The organism is Aeromicrobium sp. MLTX1, assembly GCF_046452335.1.
Classification (GTDB): Bacteria; Actinomycetota; Actinomycetes; order Propionibacteriales; family Nocardioidaceae; genus Aeromicrobium.
The window spans coordinates 373,396-391,064 of record NZ_JBKFDN010000002.1; the positions used below are offsets into that span (position 1 = coordinate 373,396).

17 protein-coding genes and 1 riboswitch are annotated in these 17,669 nt (G+C 71.3%); of the genes, 4 read left to right on the top strand and 13 right to left on the bottom strand.

The features are described 5' to 3' along the window. The first annotated feature begins 7 nt into the window (after nt 1-7). The gene (locus ACK99Q_RS12360) at nt 8-799 is read left to right on the top strand and encodes an alpha/beta fold hydrolase (protein WP_410186426.1); all 792 of its coding nucleotides are present in this window, start codon (nt 8-10) and stop codon (nt 797-799) included. Here ACK99Q_RS12360 and gcvP read toward each other — a convergent pair. From gcvP to ACK99Q_RS12410, 10 genes are all read right to left on the bottom strand, one after another. Further along, nucleotides 745-3,597 carry an aminomethyl-transferring glycine dehydrogenase gene (gcvP, locus tag ACK99Q_RS12365; protein WP_410186427.1) on the bottom strand — a complete coding sequence of 951 codons (2,853 nt, stop codon included), beginning with the start codon at nt 3,595-3,597 and terminating at the stop codon, nt 745-747. The genes ACK99Q_RS12360 and gcvP overlap by 55 nt on opposite strands. Before the next feature lie 77 nt (nt 3,598-3,674). After that, nucleotides 3,675-3,760: riboswitch (glycine riboswitch) on the bottom strand. Between the two features lie 50 nt (nt 3,761-3,810). After that, the gene (locus ACK99Q_RS12370) at nt 3,811-4,383 is read right to left on the bottom strand and encodes a MerR family transcriptional regulator (RefSeq protein ID WP_179424354.1); all 573 of its coding nucleotides are present in this window, start codon (nt 4,381-4,383) and stop codon (nt 3,811-3,813) included. A 155-nt stretch (nt 4,384-4,538) separates the two neighbouring features. Beyond that, nucleotides 4,539-5,006: a bifunctional nuclease family protein gene (locus ACK99Q_RS12375; protein ID WP_410186428.1), complete on the bottom strand. Its 468-nt coding sequence runs from the start codon at nt 5,004-5,006 to the stop codon at nt 4,539-4,541. A gap of 14 nt (nt 5,007-5,020) precedes the next feature. Continuing rightward, entirely contained in the window at nt 5,021-5,737 is a 717-nt protein-coding gene (locus ACK99Q_RS12380; RefSeq protein ID WP_410186429.1) for a MerR family transcriptional regulator, read from the bottom strand. Next, the gene (locus ACK99Q_RS12385) at nt 5,734-6,159 is read right to left on the bottom strand and encodes an FHA domain-containing protein (RefSeq protein ID WP_395487500.1); all 426 of its coding nucleotides are present in this window, start codon (nt 6,157-6,159) and stop codon (nt 5,734-5,736) included. Before ACK99Q_RS12385 ends, ACK99Q_RS12380 begins: the two co-directional genes overlap by 4 nt. A gap of 95 nt (nt 6,160-6,254) precedes the next feature. Then, nucleotides 6,255-6,632: a glycine cleavage system protein GcvH gene (gene gcvH / locus ACK99Q_RS12390; RefSeq protein ID WP_410186430.1), complete on the bottom strand. Its 378-nt coding sequence runs from the start codon at nt 6,630-6,632 to the stop codon at nt 6,255-6,257. A 21-nt stretch (nt 6,633-6,653) separates the two neighbouring features. After that, on the bottom strand, nt 6,654-7,346 hold the full coding sequence (locus tag ACK99Q_RS12395) for a DUF881 domain-containing protein (protein ID WP_410186431.1): 693 nt from the start codon (nt 7,344-7,346) through the stop codon (nt 6,654-6,656). Continuing rightward, nucleotides 7,339-7,671, bottom strand: coding sequence for a small basic family protein (locus tag ACK99Q_RS12400; protein WP_410186432.1), 333 nt, complete (start codon nt 7,669-7,671; stop codon nt 7,339-7,341). Before ACK99Q_RS12400 ends, ACK99Q_RS12395 begins: the two co-directional genes overlap by 8 nt. After that, nucleotides 7,668-8,471: a DUF881 domain-containing protein gene (locus ACK99Q_RS12405; RefSeq protein ID WP_410186433.1), complete on the bottom strand. Its 804-nt coding sequence runs from the start codon at nt 8,469-8,471 to the stop codon at nt 7,668-7,670. The genes ACK99Q_RS12400 and ACK99Q_RS12405 overlap by 4 nt, the downstream gene beginning before the upstream one ends. Next, nucleotides 8,468-9,037, bottom strand: a complete 570-nt coding sequence (locus ACK99Q_RS12410; RefSeq protein WP_179428083.1) for a CDP-alcohol phosphatidyltransferase family protein — start codon at nt 9,035-9,037, stop codon at nt 8,468-8,470. Before ACK99Q_RS12410 ends, ACK99Q_RS12405 begins: the two co-directional genes overlap by 4 nt. Before the next feature lie 295 nt (nt 9,038-9,332). Between ACK99Q_RS12410 and ACK99Q_RS12415 the strand changes: the two genes are divergently transcribed. Further along, entirely contained in the window at nt 9,333-9,950 is a 618-nt protein-coding gene (locus ACK99Q_RS12415) for a superoxide dismutase (RefSeq protein ID WP_179424361.1), read from the top strand. A gap of 84 nt (nt 9,951-10,034) precedes the next feature. On the opposite strand, the gene ACK99Q_RS12420 is transcribed toward ACK99Q_RS12415, so the two are convergent. Together ACK99Q_RS12420 and ACK99Q_RS12425 are read right to left on the bottom strand one after the other, a co-directional pair. Continuing rightward, nucleotides 10,035-11,996, bottom strand: a complete 1,962-nt coding sequence (locus ACK99Q_RS12420; protein WP_410186434.1) for a cytochrome c oxidase assembly protein — start codon at nt 11,994-11,996, stop codon at nt 10,035-10,037. Continuing rightward, nucleotides 11,983-12,498: a copper resistance protein CopC gene (locus tag ACK99Q_RS12425; RefSeq protein WP_410186435.1), complete on the bottom strand. Its 516-nt coding sequence runs from the start codon at nt 12,496-12,498 to the stop codon at nt 11,983-11,985. The genes ACK99Q_RS12420 and ACK99Q_RS12425 overlap by 14 nt, the downstream gene beginning before the upstream one ends. 198 nt (nt 12,499-12,696) lie before the next feature. Here ACK99Q_RS12425 and ACK99Q_RS12430 point away from each other — a divergent pair, with 198 nt between their 5' ends. Together ACK99Q_RS12430 and ACK99Q_RS12435 are read left to right on the top strand one after the other, a co-directional pair. After that, the gene (locus ACK99Q_RS12430; protein WP_410186436.1) at nt 12,697-14,691 is read left to right on the top strand and encodes a peptidoglycan DD-metalloendopeptidase family protein; all 1,995 of its coding nucleotides are present in this window, start codon (nt 12,697-12,699) and stop codon (nt 14,689-14,691) included. 114 nt (nt 14,692-14,805) lie between these two features. Beyond that, nucleotides 14,806-15,756, top strand: coding sequence for an EamA family transporter (locus tag ACK99Q_RS12435; protein ID WP_410186437.1), 951 nt, complete (start codon nt 14,806-14,808; stop codon nt 15,754-15,756). Between the two features lie 45 nt (nt 15,757-15,801). On the opposite strand, the gene ACK99Q_RS12440 is transcribed toward ACK99Q_RS12435, so the two are convergent. Then, nucleotides 15,802-17,643, bottom strand: a complete 1,842-nt coding sequence (locus ACK99Q_RS12440; protein WP_410186438.1) for a phosphoenolpyruvate carboxykinase (GTP) — start codon at nt 17,641-17,643, stop codon at nt 15,802-15,804. Nucleotides 17,644-17,669: the final 26 nt, after the last annotated feature.

Here is a 17,669-nt window from a genome sequence, read left to right on the forward strand (position 1 = left end):
TGGTCCGGTGAGCACCCCGGTCGTCCTGATCTCCCCCGCGATGGCGGTCCCCTCGTCCTTCTACGGCCCGCTCGTGGCCGCCTTCGAGGAGCGGGGGTGGACCGCCCGGGCCCTGCCGCGGCGCGGCTTCGAGCGCGACCTGCCGCGGGCCTCGCGCCGGCACGACTGGTCGTACGCCGACGAGATCGCCGACACCCAGGCCGCGATCGACGCCGCCCGCGAGGAGCACCCGGGCCGACCCGTCGTGCTGTTCGGGCACAGCCTGGGCGGTCAGCTCGGCGGCGCGATCCAGATCGGCCCGCGTCCGGCCGACGGCCTCGTGCTGGTGGGCGTCTCGCTCCCCCACTACCGGCACTACCCGCGCATCGGCCTGCCGCTGGCCGCGATGGCGCTCAGCATGCCGCTGGTGGGCCTCGTGCGCGGTCACGTGCCGAAGCCGTGGTTCGGCGGCCCGGGCGCGCGCACGCTGATGAACGAGTGGGCGCACGTCGTGCGCACCGGACGCCCGCCGTACCCCGTGCAGCGCCGCATCACGCTGCCCACGCTGGCCGTGCACCTCGAGGGCGACGGCTTCTCGATCGCCGCCGCGTCGGAGCGCTTCGAGCGCACGCTGGTCGAGCCCGCGGCACTGACGCGCTGGGAGTACACCCGCGACGTCGTGCCGGAGGGAGGCTCGACCCACCACGTGCTGTGGGCCAAGCAACCCCGTCCGGTCGTCGATCAGGTCGTGCGGTGGTGGACCGATCAGGCGAACGCCTCGACCGGCGGGCAGGAGCAGACCAGGTTCCGGTCGCCGTAGGCGTTGTCGATGCGCCCCACCGGCGGCCAGTACTTGTCCTGCGTGCTGCCGGCGGGGAACACGCCCTCGGCCACGGGGTACGGGTGGGTCCAGTCGACCAGCTCGTGCGCGGCGTGCGGCGCGCTGGTGAGCGGGTTGTCCTTCGGGTCGTACTCCCCGGCCGCGACGCGGTCGATCTCGGAGCGGATCGCCAGCATGGCCTCGCAGAAGCGGTCGAGCTCGGCGAGGTCCTCGGACTCGGTGGGCTCGACCATGAGCGTGCCGGCCACCGGGAAGCTCATGGTCGGGGCGTGGAAGCCATGGTCGATGAGGCGCTTGGCGACGTCGTCGATCGACAGGCCCGCGGCCTTGGTGATCTCGCGCAGGTCGAGGATGCACTCGTGCGCCACGAGGCCGTGGTCGCCCGCGTAGAGCACGGGGAACGCGTCGCCGAGCCGGGCCGCGACGTAGTTGGCCGCGAGCACGGCCACCGAGGTGGCGTCCGTGAGGCCGTCGGCGCCCATCATCGCCACGTACGCGAACGGGATCGGCAGGATGCCGGCCGAGCCGTACGGGGCGGCGCTGATCGTGCCGGCGGACTGACGGCGGTCGGCGTCGGGGTGGAACGGGTGCTTCGGCAGGAAGGGCACCAGGTGCTCGCCGACCGCGACCGGGCCGACGCCGGGGCCGCCACCGCCGTGCGGGATGCAGAACGTCTTGTGCAGGTTCAGGTGCGAGACGTCGCCGCCGAACTCGCCCGGGCGCGCGTGGCCGAGCAGCGCGTTGAGGTTGGCGCCGTCGACGTAGACCTGTCCCCCGTGCTCGTGCACGATGTCGCACAGCTCGCTGATGCCGTGCTCGTAGACGCCGTGGGTGGACGGGTAGGTCACCATGATCGCCGCGAGGTCGTCGGCGTGGGCCTCGCACTGGGCGCGCAGGTCGTCGAGGTCGACCTCGCCGCCGTCGGTGGCCTTGACGATCACGACGCGCATGCCGGCCATGACCGCCGAGGCGGCGTTGGTGCCGTGGGCCGAGCTGGGGATGAGGCAGACGTCGCGCGCCTCCTCGCCGCGGCTGCGGTGGTACTCGCGGATGGCGAGCAGGCCGGCGAACTCACCCTGCGAGCCCGCGTTGGGCTGCACCGAGACGGCCGCGTAGCCGGTGACCTTTGCGAGCCAGGACTCGAGCGTCTCGACGAGCTCGATCATGCCCGCGGCGTCCTGCGCCGGCACGAACGGGTGCAGGTCGGCGAAGCCGGGCCAGCTGATGGGCTCCATCTCGGTCGTGGAGTTGAGCTTCATCGTGCAGCTGCCGAGCGGGATCATGCCGCGGTCGAGGGCGTAGTCGCGGTCGCTCAACCGGCGCAGGTAGCGCAGCATCTGGGTCTCGCTGCGGTGCTCGACGAACACGGGGTGCGTGAGGATCTCGTCCTCGCGCAGCCACGCCGGCTCCAGCGAGGCCTCGCCCGCGTCGGGAAGGTCGCCCGCGCCGAACGCGGCCAGCACGGCGGCGAGATGGGCGTCCGTGGTGGGCTCGGAGACCGCGATGCCCACGCGGTCGTCGTCGAAGCGCCAGAGGTGGATGTCGGACTCGCGCGCGGCCGCGACGACGTCGTCGGCCCGGCCCGGGACGACGGCCGTCACGGTGTCGAAGAACCGGTCCGACGCCACCTCGATGCCGGCGGCCCGCAGGCCGGCGGCGAGGCGCGTGGCGCGCTCGTTGACCTCGGTCGCGATCGCGCGCAGGCCCTCGGCGCCGTGGTAGACCGCGTACATCGCGGCGACGACGGCCAGCAGCACCTGCGCGGTGCAGATGTTCGACGTCGCCTTCTCGCGGCGGATGTGCTGCTCGCGGGTCTGCAGCGCGAGGCGGTAGGCCGGGCGGCCGGCGGAGTCGACCGAGACGCCCACGAGGCGACCCGGCAGGTGCCGCTCGAGACCGGCGCGCACCGCCATGAAGCCGGCGTGGGGGCCGCCGTAGAACATCGGGACGCCGAAGCGCTGGGTCGAGCCCACGACGACGTCGGCGCCGAGGCTGCCGGGCGACCTCAGCAGCACCTGCGCGAGCGGGTCGGTGACGACGACGGCCAGCGCGTTCGCGGCCTTGACCTCGTCGATGACCGGAGCGAGGTCGATGACGGTGCCGTCGGCCCGCTGGTAGGCGATGATCACGCCGCTGAACTCGCCCTCGGGCAGTCCCCGGCGCAGGTCGGCCTCGACGAGCGGCAGGCCCACGGCCTCGGCGCGCGTGTGCAGCACGGCGAGCGTCTGCGGCAGCAGGCCGTCGTCGACGACCACCGGCAGGTCGGTGCGCTTGCGGTCGGCGCGGCGCACGAGCGTGAGCGCCTCGGCGGCCGCGGTGCCCTCGTCGAGCAGCGAGGCGTTCGCGGTGGGCAGGCCCGCCAGGTCCTCGACCATCGTCTGGAACGCGAGCAGCGCCTCGAGGCGGCCCTGGGAGATCTCGGGCTGGTAAGGCGTGTAGGCCGTGTACCAGGCGGGGTCCTCCAGCACGTTGCGCCGGATGACGGCGGGCGTCGTGGTCGGGTGGTAGCCCAGCCCGATCATCGAGACGCCCGGAGTGTTGCGGTCGGCCAGCTCGCGCAGCCGGGCGGTGGCCTCGGTCTCGCTCGCCGCGGGCGGAAGGCCGTCGAGGGTCGAGCGGATGCCGGACGGCACGGCGGCCTGCATCAGCGCGTCGAGGCTGTCGTACCCGAGCCGCTGCAGCATCGCTGCCTGGTCGGACGCGCGCGGACCGATGTGGCGGTCGACGAAGCGGGTGGCGGGAAGGCGGCCGGACTGCGAGATCAGGGGCTGCGACATCAAGGGTCTCCGAGGGCTCGACAACAGGGCCCTCCCCCTCTGTCGTCACGTCCCGCGGGACACGCCTTCAGAGTCGCCTGTGACGTACGGTCCGGTGGCCTGAGAGGTTCCGGGGAGGAATTGCCCCTTCGGCGCCCTGACGGGACTCTCCCGCACGGTTCAAACGGCACCGCCAGCCTACCCCGACCGTCGTCGGGGCGTGCGGTGCGTCCGTCAGTTGGCCTTGCGGGCGCGACGCTGGGAGAGCTCGTCGCCGGCGACGGGGACGTCTGCCTCGGCGCGCTCGGTGGGCAGCTCGTGGAGCGTGCCCTCGATCTCCTTCCACACACCGCCGATGGCGATGCCGAAGACGCCCTGGCCGCCCTGGAGCAGGTCGATGACCTCGGTGGCCGAGCGGCACTCGTAGACCGAGGCGCCGTCGCTCATGAGCGTGACCTGCGTGAGGTCCTCGGTGCCGCGCTCGCGCAGGTGGTCGATCGCGGTGCGGATCTGCTGCAGCGAGACGCCGGCGTCGAGCAGGCGCTTGATGATCTTGAGCAGCAGGATGTCCTTGAAGGAGTACAGCCGTGCGGTGCCCGAGCCGGTGGCCGAGCGGACCGTGGGCTCGACCAGGCCGGTGCGGGCCCAGTAGTCGAGCTGGCGGTACGTGATGCCCGCGGCATTGCAGGCGGTGGGACCGCGGAACCCCGTGTCCTGGGGCAAGGGCGCGAGGTCGTCGTCGAACAACAGGCCCTGGGCGCTGGCCTGGGCCTGCGCCTCTGCTGCCTCGTCACGAGGTTCGATCATGGTCACGCCTTCCTGGCTGTCGGCTGGTGGAGCCGGCCTCCCACAACAAGAGAACCACACGACTGTGGTCTTGCGTACCCTCAAGTTAGACGTGAGGGTCTCTCGACGCACGTACCGACGGGCGTGTCGGCGTGTCTAAAGTTTGAAGTTCGACTTCAAGGTTTCTCGAAGTCCTCGGGGTCGACGTGGTCGAGGAACTCGCGGAACTTCTCGACCTCCTCGTCCTCGTCGGGCGTCTGGGCGAACCCGGCGACGTCGAGCACGTCCTCCTCGCACACCACGCGCACGCCCGTGCGCAGGGCCAGCGCGATCGAGTCGGACGGTCGCGCGTCGATGACCGCTCCCCCGGCGAACTTGAGCTCGGCGAAGAAGACGCCCTCGCGCACGTCGACGATCCGGACCTCCTGCAGCTCGTCGCCCAGGCCCTCGATGATCGAGGCCATGAGCGCGTGCGTGGGCGGCCGCGGCGACTCGACGCCCTGCTGGGCGAAGGCGATGGCCGAGGCCTCGATCGCCCCCACCCAGATCGGCAGGTAGCGGGTGCCCTCGCGCTCGCGCAGCAGCACCAGCGGCTGGTTGGTGGGCATCTCGACCCGGACTCCGACGATCTCGAGCTCGCGCACGACGGTCCTCCCGGTCAGGCGCGCAGGCCGGCGCGCACGAGCACCGTGTGCAGCCGGACGCTCAGCGCGGCCAGCTCGGCGAGGCCGGCCGCGGCGCCCGCCTGCTGGCGCGTGGACGGCGGCACGACCTGGTCGAGCAGGCCGACCTCGCGGTCGGCGGCGCTGCGGAAGCCGCGCAGGTGACGGGGCTCGAGACCGAGCTCGGCCAGCTGGCCCACGAGCGACGCGACGACGAGGTCGTCGGTGTCGTAGTAGCGCTGGTTCGGACGGCGCCGGATCAGCTCGAACTCCTCGATCTGGTCGAGGGTGGCGTCGTCGATCCCCGCGGCGTCGACCAGCTCGTCACGCGTCATCCGCGTGGCGCCGGCGCCCTCGGTGATCGACTGGGCCGTGGGCGAGCCGTCGGCGGCCAGCGTCACGTGGGGCACGCGCAGCGTGGCGCGCAGCTCGGTGTCGGGGACCTCGCCGGAGTCCATCTGGTCGAGGACCTGACGAATGTGGCTCAGCGGCCAGTAGCGGTCCTTCTGCATGCGCAGCACGAAGCGCAGCCGCTCGACGTCGCCGTAGCTGAACTTGCGGTACCCCGACGGCGTGCGGCGCGGCTCGACCAGGCCCTGCTCGTCGTAGTACCGGATGCGGCTCTGCGAGATGTCCGGGAACTCCTCGGAGAGCTCGGCGATGACCTGGGAGATGCCGAGCAGCGGTTCGCGCCCGGCCTCGGTGGCGGTCACTGACCACCTTCGGAGGCGACCGTGCCGGGGAAGTAGATCAGGCGGTACTTGCCGAGCTGGACCTCGTCGCCGCCGGACAGCGGGATGTCGCCGTCGATGCGGTCGCGGTTGACGTAGGTGCCGTTGAGGCTGCCCAGGTCGGTAACCACGTAGCCGCTGCCGCGACGCGAGAAGGTCGCGTGACGGCGCGAGACGCTGATGTCGTCGAGGAAGATGTCGCTGGAGGGATGGCGCCCGGCCGACACGACGTCCTGGTCGAGCAGGAACCGCGAGCCCGCGTCGGGACCGCGCTGCACCAGCAGCATCGCATTGCCGACCGGCAGGTTCTCGACGGCGAACACGTCGCCCTCGGACATCTCCTCGGTGTCGGCGTCGATGACCGGGATGAAGTTGGTCTCGTCGAAACCGTCCGGCGTCGTCACCGCGATCAACTCCGTCTCAAGTAGAGCTTGAAGGTTGGCTCAAGTGGGGGTTCAGGGTTCCTTCGCCCCCAACCTAACACCCGCCGTGGCGTGGGTCAGCCGGTCACCAGAGCCGAGTACGCCTCGGCGGTGAGCAGGCCCGACGTGACGTCCTCGTCGGCGATGCGGACCTTGAGCAGCCAGCCCTCGCCGTACGGGTCGGAGTTGATGACCTCGGGGGTCGCCTCGAGCGCGTCGTTGCGGGCGATGACCTCACCGGTGACGGGCGTGAAGACGTCCGAGACCGACTTCGTGGACTCCAGCTCGCCGACGACGGCGCCCGCGTCGATCGAGTCGCCCTCGGCCGGCAGGTCGACGTAGACGATGTCACCGAGCTGGTCCTGGGCGAAGTCGGTGATGCCGACGATGGCGACGTCGCCCTCGACACGCACCCACTCGTGCTCCTCGCTGTAGAACAGGTCCTCAGGAATCACGGTCGTCCTCCATCGTCGCGGTCAGTCGTTCGCGGGTCGAGCGTACTGGGGCTCGGGGGCGTCGGCGACAGCGGTCACGCGGATGCGCTGACGCTTCTCCACGCCCACCTCTCCCCCGCGGCTCTCCACGCGGTCGGCCAGGCCGCCGCGGAACGTCACGGCGTCGGCGAGGGTGTCGGGATCGCCGATGACCTCCATGACGTAGGGCGGCTTCAGGACGCGGCCGCTGACGCGCACGCCGGCGTCGTCGTCGAGGAACCAGGTCTGCGCCACGACGCGCGCGACGCCGTTGAGCGAGATGACCTCGGCGCCCGCGTCGCGCATCTCCTGGACCGCGTCGAGCAGGACCGACGCGGTGACGGCGCCCGGCGGCGCGGTGATCGTGATCTCGATGCCCTCCCCCTCGGCGCCGACCGTGCCGGCGAGGATCGCGAGGGCGTTGGCGCGCTCGACCGCGGCCTTGCGGGCCTCCGCGGTGCTCTCGTTGGAGTCGCGCAGGTCGTCGCGCGAGGCTCGCAGCGTGTCGATCTGCTGGGACAGGCGGGTGTTGGTCGCGTCGAGCGACTTGAGCAGCTCGGCCAGCTCGACGCCGCGCACGCCGCTGAAGTCGTCGGTCTCGTCGTCCTGGCGCCACTGGACGGTCATCGTGAAGGCCAGCAGCCCCACGAGCAGGGCCACGATCCACGCCGACCGCCCGCGCAGCTGGTCACGCATGGAAGATCAGCCTGCGGATCGCGGCGGAGTTGGCGAAGATGCGGATGCCCAGCACGACGATGACGCCCGTGGACAGCTGCGAGCCGACGCCCAGCTGGTCGCCGACGAACACCATGATCGAGGCGATCGCCACGTTGGAGACGAAGGAGACGACGAACACGCGGTCGTCGAAGCGTCCCTCCATGTAGGCGCGCGCGGCGCCGAGCACGGCGTCGAGGGCGGCGATGATCGCGATCGGGATGTAGGGCTGGAGGGCGCTGGGGACCGTGGGCTGCAGCAGCAGGCCGATCGTGACACCCACGACGAGACCGATGACCGGGATCACGACGCGCTCCTCCTCAGGGGCTCGGCCGAGACCCTCAGCCGCGACTCGGGTGCGGCGGCCAGCTCGACGTCGTCCGATCCTCGCACGTCGTACCGCAGACCATCGGCTTCGGCGCGCGCGTCGAGGTAGCGGCCCGACGGACCGGCCTGCCACTGGGTCTGCAGCGTGGACTCGTCGCCGATCGCCGCGACGACGACCGGCTCGGTGACCGAGCGGTAGTTCACGGTGATCGCCTCGCCCGCGGACCGGATCGCCGAGGTCGAGGTGAGCCGGTGTCCTCCGACCGACACGGCCTCGGCGCCGGCCAGCCAGAGCCCGTTGACGACGAGCTGGAGGTCGGCGTCGGTGAGGCGGCCTCCGGGGCGCTCCTCGTTGGCCGACGACTGCACGGTGATCGTCACGCCCGGCCCTTCGACCGGGACGGCGCCGGACGCCACGCGGACGGCGACCGTGCCGGGTCCGTCGACGACCGACTCGGCCTGGAGGTCGGCGATCTCGCCCTGGAGTCCGGCGACGGTCTCCTGCTTGTTCGCCACGAGGTCCTCGCGCAGGCGGATGTTCTCGATCAGCGCGTCCCGCTCGGCCTCGGTGGCCGGGCGATCGATGCGGGTCTGCACGGCCGCGACGGTGAGCATCGTGGCGATCGTCGCGATCGCGAGGCCGGTGAGCGCCTTCGCGCCGTTGCCCGGCGGCTTCTCGTGGTCGACGTAGTAGTCGTCGTCGAGCGCGGTGGCGGCGAGCCGCTCGAGGATCGACTCGGCCTCGGCGACCGACGACTCCTCGTCGCGCCGGCTGCTCATCGCACCCGCGGCGTCGTGGCCAGGAGACGGCGCACCTGGATCGCGTAGAGGATGCCGGCCCACCAGTAGAGGCCGACGCCCCACACGGTGAACGCCCAGCCGAACACGCGCGCCAGGTTCGCGACCGCACCGTCGCCGTCGCCGAGCAGCAGCAGCGGGAAGGCGTAGAGCAGGCCGGCCGTGGCGGCCTTGCCCAGGAAGTGCACGGGCAGGGCGCTGAAGCCACGGGTGCGCAGGAACGGCACGAGCGAGAACAGGACCACGTCGCGCAGCGGCAGGATGATCGCGAGCCACCACGGGATGATGTCGCGCAGGCCCAGGCCGACGACGACCGCGAGGATGTAGAGCCGGTCGGCGACCGGGTCGAGCACGGCGCCCAGGCGCGTGGTGGCACCGGTCGCGCGGGCGATCTTGCCGTCGAGGTAGTCGGTGATGCCCGACAGCACCAGCACGCCGATCGCGAGCACGTCGGCCTCGGGGACGAGCACGAGCCACAGGAACACCGGCACCAGCAGGATCCGGATGGCGCTGAGCAGGTTCGGGATCGTGAACAGCTCGCTGCGCAGCGACGGCTTCTCCGTCTTCTCGCTGGCCGCGGCGGCGGGCTCGTCGCGACGGCCGGGCGGCGGCGACACGGGATCGGGCCGGGCCGCGCGCTCGCGGCTCGGGGCGGTCTCGGAGGCCGCCACGACCTCGGGCTCCTCCTCGCCCTCGATGCGGCGCACGCGCTTGCCTGTCACGCCCACAGCCTACCGGCGGACGTCCCGGGATCCGGGCTGCCCTTGCCCCGGGGAACACAACTGACAGACTGAGGCTTGAACTCAACGAAGACATCAACCACTTCGACGACCAGGAGGACGCGTGGCCGACTACACCCTGCCGGACCTGCCCTACGACTACGGGGCACTCGATCCCCACATCTCGGGCAAGATCATGGAGCTGCACCACAGCAAGCACCACCAGAACTACGTCAACGGTCTCAACACGGCGCTCGAGAAGCTCGAGCAGGCGCGTGAGGTCCAGGAGTTCGACACGATCAACCTGCTCGAGAAGAACCTCGCGTTCAACCTCGGTGGTCACATCAACCACTCGATCTTCTGGAAGAACCTCTCGCCGGACGGTGGCGACAAGCCCACCGGCGAGCTGGCTGCCGCGATCGAGGACAACTTCGGCTCGTTCGACGCGTACCGCGCGCAGTTCGAGCAGGTCGCCCTCGGCATCCAGGGCTCGGGCTGGGCCATCACGGCGTGGGACACGCTGGGACAGAAGCTGGTCATCGTCCAGCTCTACGACCAGCAGTCCAACATCCCCGCGACGCTGATCCCGATCTCGCAGCTCGACATGTGGGAGCACGCCTTCTACCTCGACTACCTCAACGTCAAGGGCGACTACGTCAAGGCGTTCTGGAACATCGCCAACTGGGCCGACGCCCAGGAGCGCTTCACCGCGGCCACGAGCGGCGGCCAGATCCTCTTCTGACCCGCCGCCCCGCCGGGGCGAGCCATACACACGACTGCCCGGTCACCTCACGGTGACCGGGCAGTGGTGTGTCCGGGGCCGGCGTCAGCGGCGCGGGGCGTCGTCGCGCAGGCTCGCGAGGTACGCGTTGTACTGCTCGAGCGCCGCGTCGTCGTCGCGATCGGCGGCCCGGTCGCTGCGCCTGGCCTCCCGCGCGTCGGAGCGGAACCACTGGATGAAGATCGCGCCGACCACGAGCAGCAGCGGGATCTCGCCCATCGCCCAGGCGATGCCGCCGCCCAGGTACTGGTCCGCCGCGAGATCGGTGGCGTAGGGACGCTCGAGCGCCTGGTAGTAGGACTCCGCGATGATCACGTCCGACGACATGAGCGCCACCGAGAAGAAGGCGTGGAACGGCACGGACAGCATCAGCACGCCGAACCGGGCGAGCGGGTTGAGCCGTCGCGGCGCCGGGTCGACGCCGATCATCACGTAGTAGAACAGCAGGCCCGAGAACAGGAAGTGCAGCTCCATGAACGCGTGGCCCGAGTGGGTGCGCATCATGGCCTCGAACAGCCCCGTGAAGTAGACGGCGTAGAGGGTGCCGAGGAAGATCACCGCGGCGACGATCGGGTTCGTGTAGAACGCCGAGACCTTCGAGTGCAGCGCGTCGCGCAGCAGGGACCGGGGTGAGTGCTCGCCCGGTCGGCGCGGGCCCGGCAGGGTGCGCAGCGCGAGCGTCATCGGCGCGCCCAGCACGAGGAAGATCGGCGCGATCATCGACAGCATCATGTGCGAGACCATGTGCAGGCTGAACATGACGCTGGAGTAGACGCCGAGCCCGCCGAAGGTGGCCCAGGCGACGACGGCCAGGCCCAGGAACCAGCTGATCGTGCGTCCGACGGGCCAGTGGTCGTTGCGCCGGCGCAGCACGCGCAGGCCGGTCAGGTAGAACGCCGTGCCGAAGACGACCACGGCGATGCCGATGCCATCGGGGTAGAAGCCGGTGAGGACCCGCGCCAGCGTGGGCTCCGGCGGCAGCGGACGCCCCAGCAGCAGCTCGGCGGGGCTGGTCAGGACGTCCTCCCCCACCGGCGTGGCCGTGCGGCTCAGGACGACCGCGACGGCGATCGTCACGGTCATCAGGAGCACCTCGAGGACGGCGAAGCGGGCGAAGCCCGCACCGCGGTGGCGCAGGCGGCGACGCTGGGCGACGCCGAACGCGCCGAGACCGACGAGCGCGGTCGTCTTGACCACGAGCAGCAGGCCGTAGGTGGAGTCCAGGCCACCGAGCGAGCCGAGGTTCACGAAGCCGCTCACGAGCCCGGAGACCGCGACGGTGGCGAAGCACCACAGCGCGAGGGTGGAGTAGCGCGCGACGGCGTCCTCGAGACGCCGGCTGCGGCGCAGTGCGACCCAGCCCAGGGCGATGAGCCCGCCCACCCAGAGCACGACGCCGACGAGGTGCAGCACGAGCGCGGCGGTGGCCAGCATGTGCGAGCCGGCGGACGCCGAGTGGCCGGTGAGGCCGACGGCGGAGATGCCGATGAGGCCGACGGCGACGCAGAGCGCGAGCTGGCGGACCGAGAAGGTCCAGCGGGCCCAGAGCGCGACGACGAGTGCGGCGACCGCCTGCACCAGCAGGCCGCGGCCGGTGGCGAACACGGACGCGAAGTCGACGAGCTGGCCGAGCTCGACCTGCGCCATCGGGCGGGCGTAGAGGTCGGCGACGTTGGCCCAGTAGAAGACGAGTGCCGCGACGAACCAGCCGCCCGCGGCCCAGGAGGCGATGCGGACGGCCTGGACGGCGAGGCCCTCGAGCCGGTCGCCGGAGGGCAGCAGGACGACGGCGGTCAGCAGGAAGCCGATCGTGACGGTGGCCAGGATGTCCGACGCGTACCGCGAGATCGGCAGGGCCCACCCGACGACGGGACCCGGGTCGGGCAGGCCCGGCGGGGGCGGCTGGGGAGTCGCACCGGAGAGCACGACGACCGCGACGAGGGATGCCAGGCCGACGAGGCCGATGATCGCGCCGTAGAGGCGCGGCGAGACCTCAGGAGCGGTCATGGTCGGACGTGACGGAGCGACGGCGCAGGACCGTGACGGCGCCGATCGCCAGCACGATCGCGACGACGCCCACGCCGAGCAGCAGCGGGGACGACCAGACCGAGTCGTCCTCGGCGTCGGCGGCGGCGTCGTTCGTGGCCGTCTCGGGCGACTGGGTGGCGGTGGGCTCGTCGCCGGCGGGCGCCTCCTCGGTGGCGATCCCGGCGGCCTGGGTGACGTCGAACGAGAGCGTGCCCGTCACGGGGTGCCCATCGGCCGAGATCACGCGATAGTTGATGTCGTACGCACCCTCGGGTGCGTCGGAGGGCGGCGTGACGACCACCCGGGGTCCGTCGACCTGGAACTCGACCTCGACGGCCTCGCCGTCGACGGCCACGCCGACCTGGGAGGGCTCACGCAGGTTCTCGCTGAACGTCAGCACGACCTGCTCGGGCACGGAGGCCAGCCGCGCGCCCTCGGTGGGGTCGGTGGAGATGAGAGAGGTGTGCGCTTGCGCAGGCATCGACCACCCGAGCAGGACGGAAGTGACCAAGAGCACAAGGGAGATCGGACGCACGATCCCCAGCCTATCCGGCGGGTGTTCGCAGGGTTTCTGGCCCATCGGGGCCACGCCGGATGGCACGACGGGAGTGACGGTTGGGGATTGTGTGAACAGTGAATTGAGGAGCGTGGTTCACTCACTGATGGAGGTGTCGCACTGATGCGCTGGACTCGGGTCTTCGCGGGGGTGACGGTCCTGGTCGCCGGCCTGGCGTTCCCGACCGCCGCTCACGCCGTCGACCCCACGACTCCCCCGACCACCGGGGCCACGTCCGCCACGGCCTCCACCCCCTCGCTCGACGTCCCCGACGTCCCCGATCCGCTCGCCATCGCGCCCAGCGCCATCACCGAGCTGACCACCCTGGCGCTGCGCTACGAGTCCAACCTCAGCGTGGCCGAGGACCGTCGCAAGGAGGCCGCCGAGCGCACCCGCGACGCCGACCGCCAGCGCCGCGTTGCGCGGGCCTACGTCGCGCAGGTCGTCGACTACGCGATGTCCCCGAGCGGCGATCCCTTCGCGCGCAAGCTCACGGCTCTCGCCGCGGCGGAGAACCCCGAGGACCTCATCACCGGCATCTTCAGCACCGAGCAGGTCACGGACGCGCAGGAGGGTCACCTCGGCGACGCCAAGCGGGCCTTCGAGGCGGCGCAGAAGCTCCAGCGGCGTGCCGACCGGGCCACTGCTATCGCCGAGAAGGCCGAGAAGAGCGCGGCGCGTCAGCTGGCGCAGGTCGGGAAGCTGGCCGAGCAGCTCGGCCTCGGTGCCTCCTCCACGCCCGAGGGCCTGCCGCAGACGCGGGTCGAGCAGGAGGCGTGGAACGACCGGGTCACCACCGCGTGGACGTCGTACCGCAAGCGTCTCGCCCGGCTGGGGGTGAAGGCGCCCTCGGCCGCCCGCCTGAAGGCCACGAAGGGTGTTGGCACCGCCACCGTCGGCTCGCGGACCGTCCAGGTCCTGCCGGCGCAGACGATCCGCATGATCGACGCACTCGTCGGGCGCATCGGACAGGACTACTCCGCGCGGAACGCCTCCCCCGCGTGGAGCTGCGGCGGCGTGGTGAACGTCGAGAAGGGCTACGACCTCCGGGGCACGCCCGCTCAGCTGTACGCCCGCACGGTGAAGGTGCCGGCCGACGAGATCCTGCGCGGCGACCTGGTCTTCTCCGCGAACAAGGAGTCGGGCATCCACCACGTCGGCGTCTACGTGGGCGACGGCCTGATGATCGACGCGCCCGCCACCCGCGGGCAGGTCGGCGTCTCGGAGGTGCCCGCGAAGCCGTACGCGGTGACGCGGCCCTCGCTCGGCACCGGCCGCAACACCCCGCCGAACGGCTCGGCCGACTCCCCCACCACGGTCTGCAACGCCACCCGCCCGGTCGCGGCCACGCGCCAGGGCTGGACGTTCCCGCTCAAGCAGGGCTCCTACTCGATCTCGGCCGGCTTCGGCATGGGCGGCAGCATGTGGCAGTCCACCCACACCGGCCAGGACCTCGCCGCCCCCACCGGCACCCCGATCTACGCCTCGCGCGGCGGCACCGTGAGCCTGGAGGAGGTCGGCTGGGCCGGCACCCTCATCACGATCTCGCACCCCGACGGCACGGCCGAGCGCTACGCGCACTCGTCCAAGGTGCTCGTCGAGGACGGGCAGACGGTGAGCTCGGGCGACGAGATCGCCCTGGTCGGCTCGCGCGGCAACTCGACGGGTCCGCACCTGCACTTCGAGATCCAGGTCGACGGGCAGTTCATCGACCCGATGCCCGTGCTCGTGCAGTTCCTGACGAACAACGGCGCCGGGAAGGGCTGGGGCGGCTACAGCAACGGCCAGGTCCCCCGCGGCGTGCTGTGCGCCGTCGGCGACACGATGCTGCGCTGCGACGTCGCGAAGCGCGCCAAGCGCCTGGCGGCCGACTACGCCCGCGAGTTCAAGGGCGAGCGCCTCGAGTTCACCACCGGCTACCGCGACATCGTGGGTCAGATCCAGCGCGGGCCCGAGGGCACGCTGGTCGACATCCCGGGCACCTCGCCGTTCGGCTGGGGCACCCGCTTCGAGCTCGGTGACCTCAGCAAGGCCCAGTCGGCCTGGGTGTCCAAGCGCGCCGCGAAACTCGGCCTCCGGGGCGAGGGCAACGGCAGCTGGTCGCTGCCCACCGCCTGAGTGGCCGTCCGCGCGAGTTTGTCCGGATCCCTGCGGGTCCTGGCAGTCATGCGGGGGTGATCCGTCCGACCCTGCGGGTTGAATGAGTGTCAGGACCACGAGGACAGGACGGTCATGACAGCACACCCCGCCACCAGTCGATCCGGCGACGTCTCCCCCGGCGCGCTGTGGTGCGCGCTGCTCGTGGTCTACATCGCCTGGGGCTCGACCTACCTCGGCATCCGGATCGTCGTCGAGGACATGCCACCGCTGCTCTCGGCCGCGGCCCGGTTCCTGACCGCCGCCTTGCTGATGGGGACGTTCCTCGCCGTGCGGTCAGGCCCTCGGGTGCTGCGGGTCCGGCCCCGCGAGCTCCGGGGCGCGGCGATCGTGGGAATCCTCCTGCTCGCCGGGGGCAACGGCGGCGTCGTGCTGGGCGAGCGCACGGTGCCGTCCGGGCTGGCGGCACTGCTCGTCGCGATGGTCCCGCTGTGGCTGATCCTGTTCCGCTTCGCCGGCGGTGAGCGTCCGCGGCTGCTCACCTGGACCGGCGTCCTGGTCGGCTTCGTCGGACTCGGCGTCCTGGTGCTCCCCGGCGGTGGCGCCGGCGGCACGACCACCGGCATCGTGTTCATCGTCGGGGCGACGCTGTGCTGGTCGGTCGGCTCGTTCCTGTCCCCGCGGATGCCGATGCCGGCGAACCCGTTCGTCGCGACCGTCTGGGAGATGCTGTCGGCGGCGATCGCGCTGCTGATCCTCGGCACGGCGCGGGGCGAGCGGCCGAACGACTTCGCCGAGGCCTCGACCTCGTCGTGGATCGCGCTGGGCTACCTGGTCGTCTTCGGCTCGCTCGTGGCCTACACGGCCTACGTGTGGCTGCTGCAGAACGCGCCGCTCTCGCTCGTGTCGACCTATGCGTACGTGAACCCGGTGGTCGCCGTGCTGCTCGGCGCGGTCATCCTCGCCGAGCCCCTCACCGGCGCGATCGTCACCGGAGGCGTGATCGTCGTCGTGGGCGTCGCGCTCGTCGTGCAGGCGGAGCGGCCGCGGTCACCGGTCGTCGAGCGCGAGGCCGCCCGGACGTGACGAAGGGGCCCACCGCTCACGCGGTGGGCCCCTTCGCTCGGTGCGTCAGGCCTCGTCGAGAGCCTGGGCGACGCGGCGGTGCGCCTCCCAGATGCGCTCGGGCAGTCCGCCGAACTGCTCGAGGTGCGTCTCGCGCAGGCCGATCTCCTGCTTCCAGCGATCGACGTCGATCGCCAGCAGCTGGTCGAGGACCGCGTCGTCGATGTCCAGGCCCTCGAGGTTCAGCTCGTCCTTGCTCGGGACGACGCCGACGGGGGTCTTCGTGCCGGTGACACGACCCTCGCGGTAGTCCATCATCCACAGCAGGGCGCGCAGGTTCTCGCTGTAGCCGGGCCACAGGTAGCCGCCGTCGGCGTCACGCTGGAACCAGTTCACGTGCGCGAACAGCGGCTTGTCGGTGACCTGGTCGAGGATGTCGAGCCAGTGCTGCGCGTAGCGACCCTCGGGCAGCGCCAGGAACGGACGCATCGACATGGGGTCGTAGCGCAGCTGGCCGGCCACACCCTCGGCCGCGGCGGTGGCCTCGGCGCCCAGCGTCAGGCCGTCGTAGACGCCCTCGGCCGGATCCTCGATCGCGCGGATCAGCGGCTCACGGTCGCGGGTGCGGCCGCCGTAGATGATGCCGTCGATCGGCACGCCCGCCGGGTCGTCGTAGTCAGGCGACTCGTTCGGGACGTTCGACATCGTCGACGTGAAGCGGCAGTTCGGGTGGGCCCACACGTGGTCCTTGGAGCGCTGCTCCTCGACCGGGCGCTCCGAGATGAGGTGGCCCTTCCAGTCGCGCCAGCCCTCGACGTCGGTGGGGTACTCGGGCGACTTGCCCTCCCACCAGGTCTCGTGCGTGTTCACGTTGTACGCCGTGTTCGTGAAGATCGCGCCGGTGCCCTCCTGGACCGCGGCGAGGGCGTTGGGGTTGGTGATCGCGTTGGTGTCGATCGCCACGCCGAACACGCCGTACTCGGGGTTCATGCCGTAGAGCTTGCCGTCCTCGCCGACCCACAGCCACGCGATGTCGTCGCCGAAGAACTCGACGTAGTAGCGCTCGCCCAGGACGCCGGGGGCGACCATCATCGCGAGGTTCGTCTTGCCCGAGGCGCTCGGGAAGCCGCCGGCGATGTGGTACTTCTTGCCGGTCTCCTTGTCCTGGATCGCGATGAGCATGTACTGCTCGGCGAGGAACTTGCGCGACGCCCAGCCGTCCCAGTTCGCCTGGCGCAGGCCGTGGGCGATCTTGCCCAGCAGCGCGTTGCCGCCGTAGGACGAGCCGAAGTGCAGGATCGTGCGCTCGTCGGCGACGGTCACGAAGTAGCGCTTGTCGTCGGGGGTGCCCTGGCCGAGGTTCTCCAGGTCGCCGGTGACGTGGACCGCGCGCACGAAGCTCTCGGGGTCCTGCAGGTTCTCGAACAGGTCGACGCCGACGCGGGCCATGCGGATCATCTGCAGCACGACCGAGCGGTTGTCGGTGAGCTCGATGCCGGCGGCGTAGGCCTCCAGCGGCGAGCCGGGAGCGGCCATCAGGTAGGGGATGACGTACATCGTCTTGCCCTGCGAGGCGCCGGTCATGTTCCCGATGACGACCGGCTTGATCTCGTCGGCGTGGCGCCAGTTGTTGTAGACGCCCTTGTCCGCGGGGTCGCTGGTGGCCACGATGGTCCGCTCCTCCGAACGGGCCGTGTCCTTGTGGTAGCTCTGCGAGTAGTACAGGCCCTCACCGGCCGGTTCGAGCTCGCCGGCCTCGAGGGCCTCCTGCAGCAGTCGGGCGTCGTCGCTGGCGCTGACGACCTCGATGCGCTCGGGCTGGGTGACACCCGCCCAGTGCTTCACGAACTCATGGACATGGGGGTTCTTCAACCCCGCCTCGTCCAGGACCTTGTCCACGTCGACCATAGGTCTGCCTTGTCCTCTCCTGGACC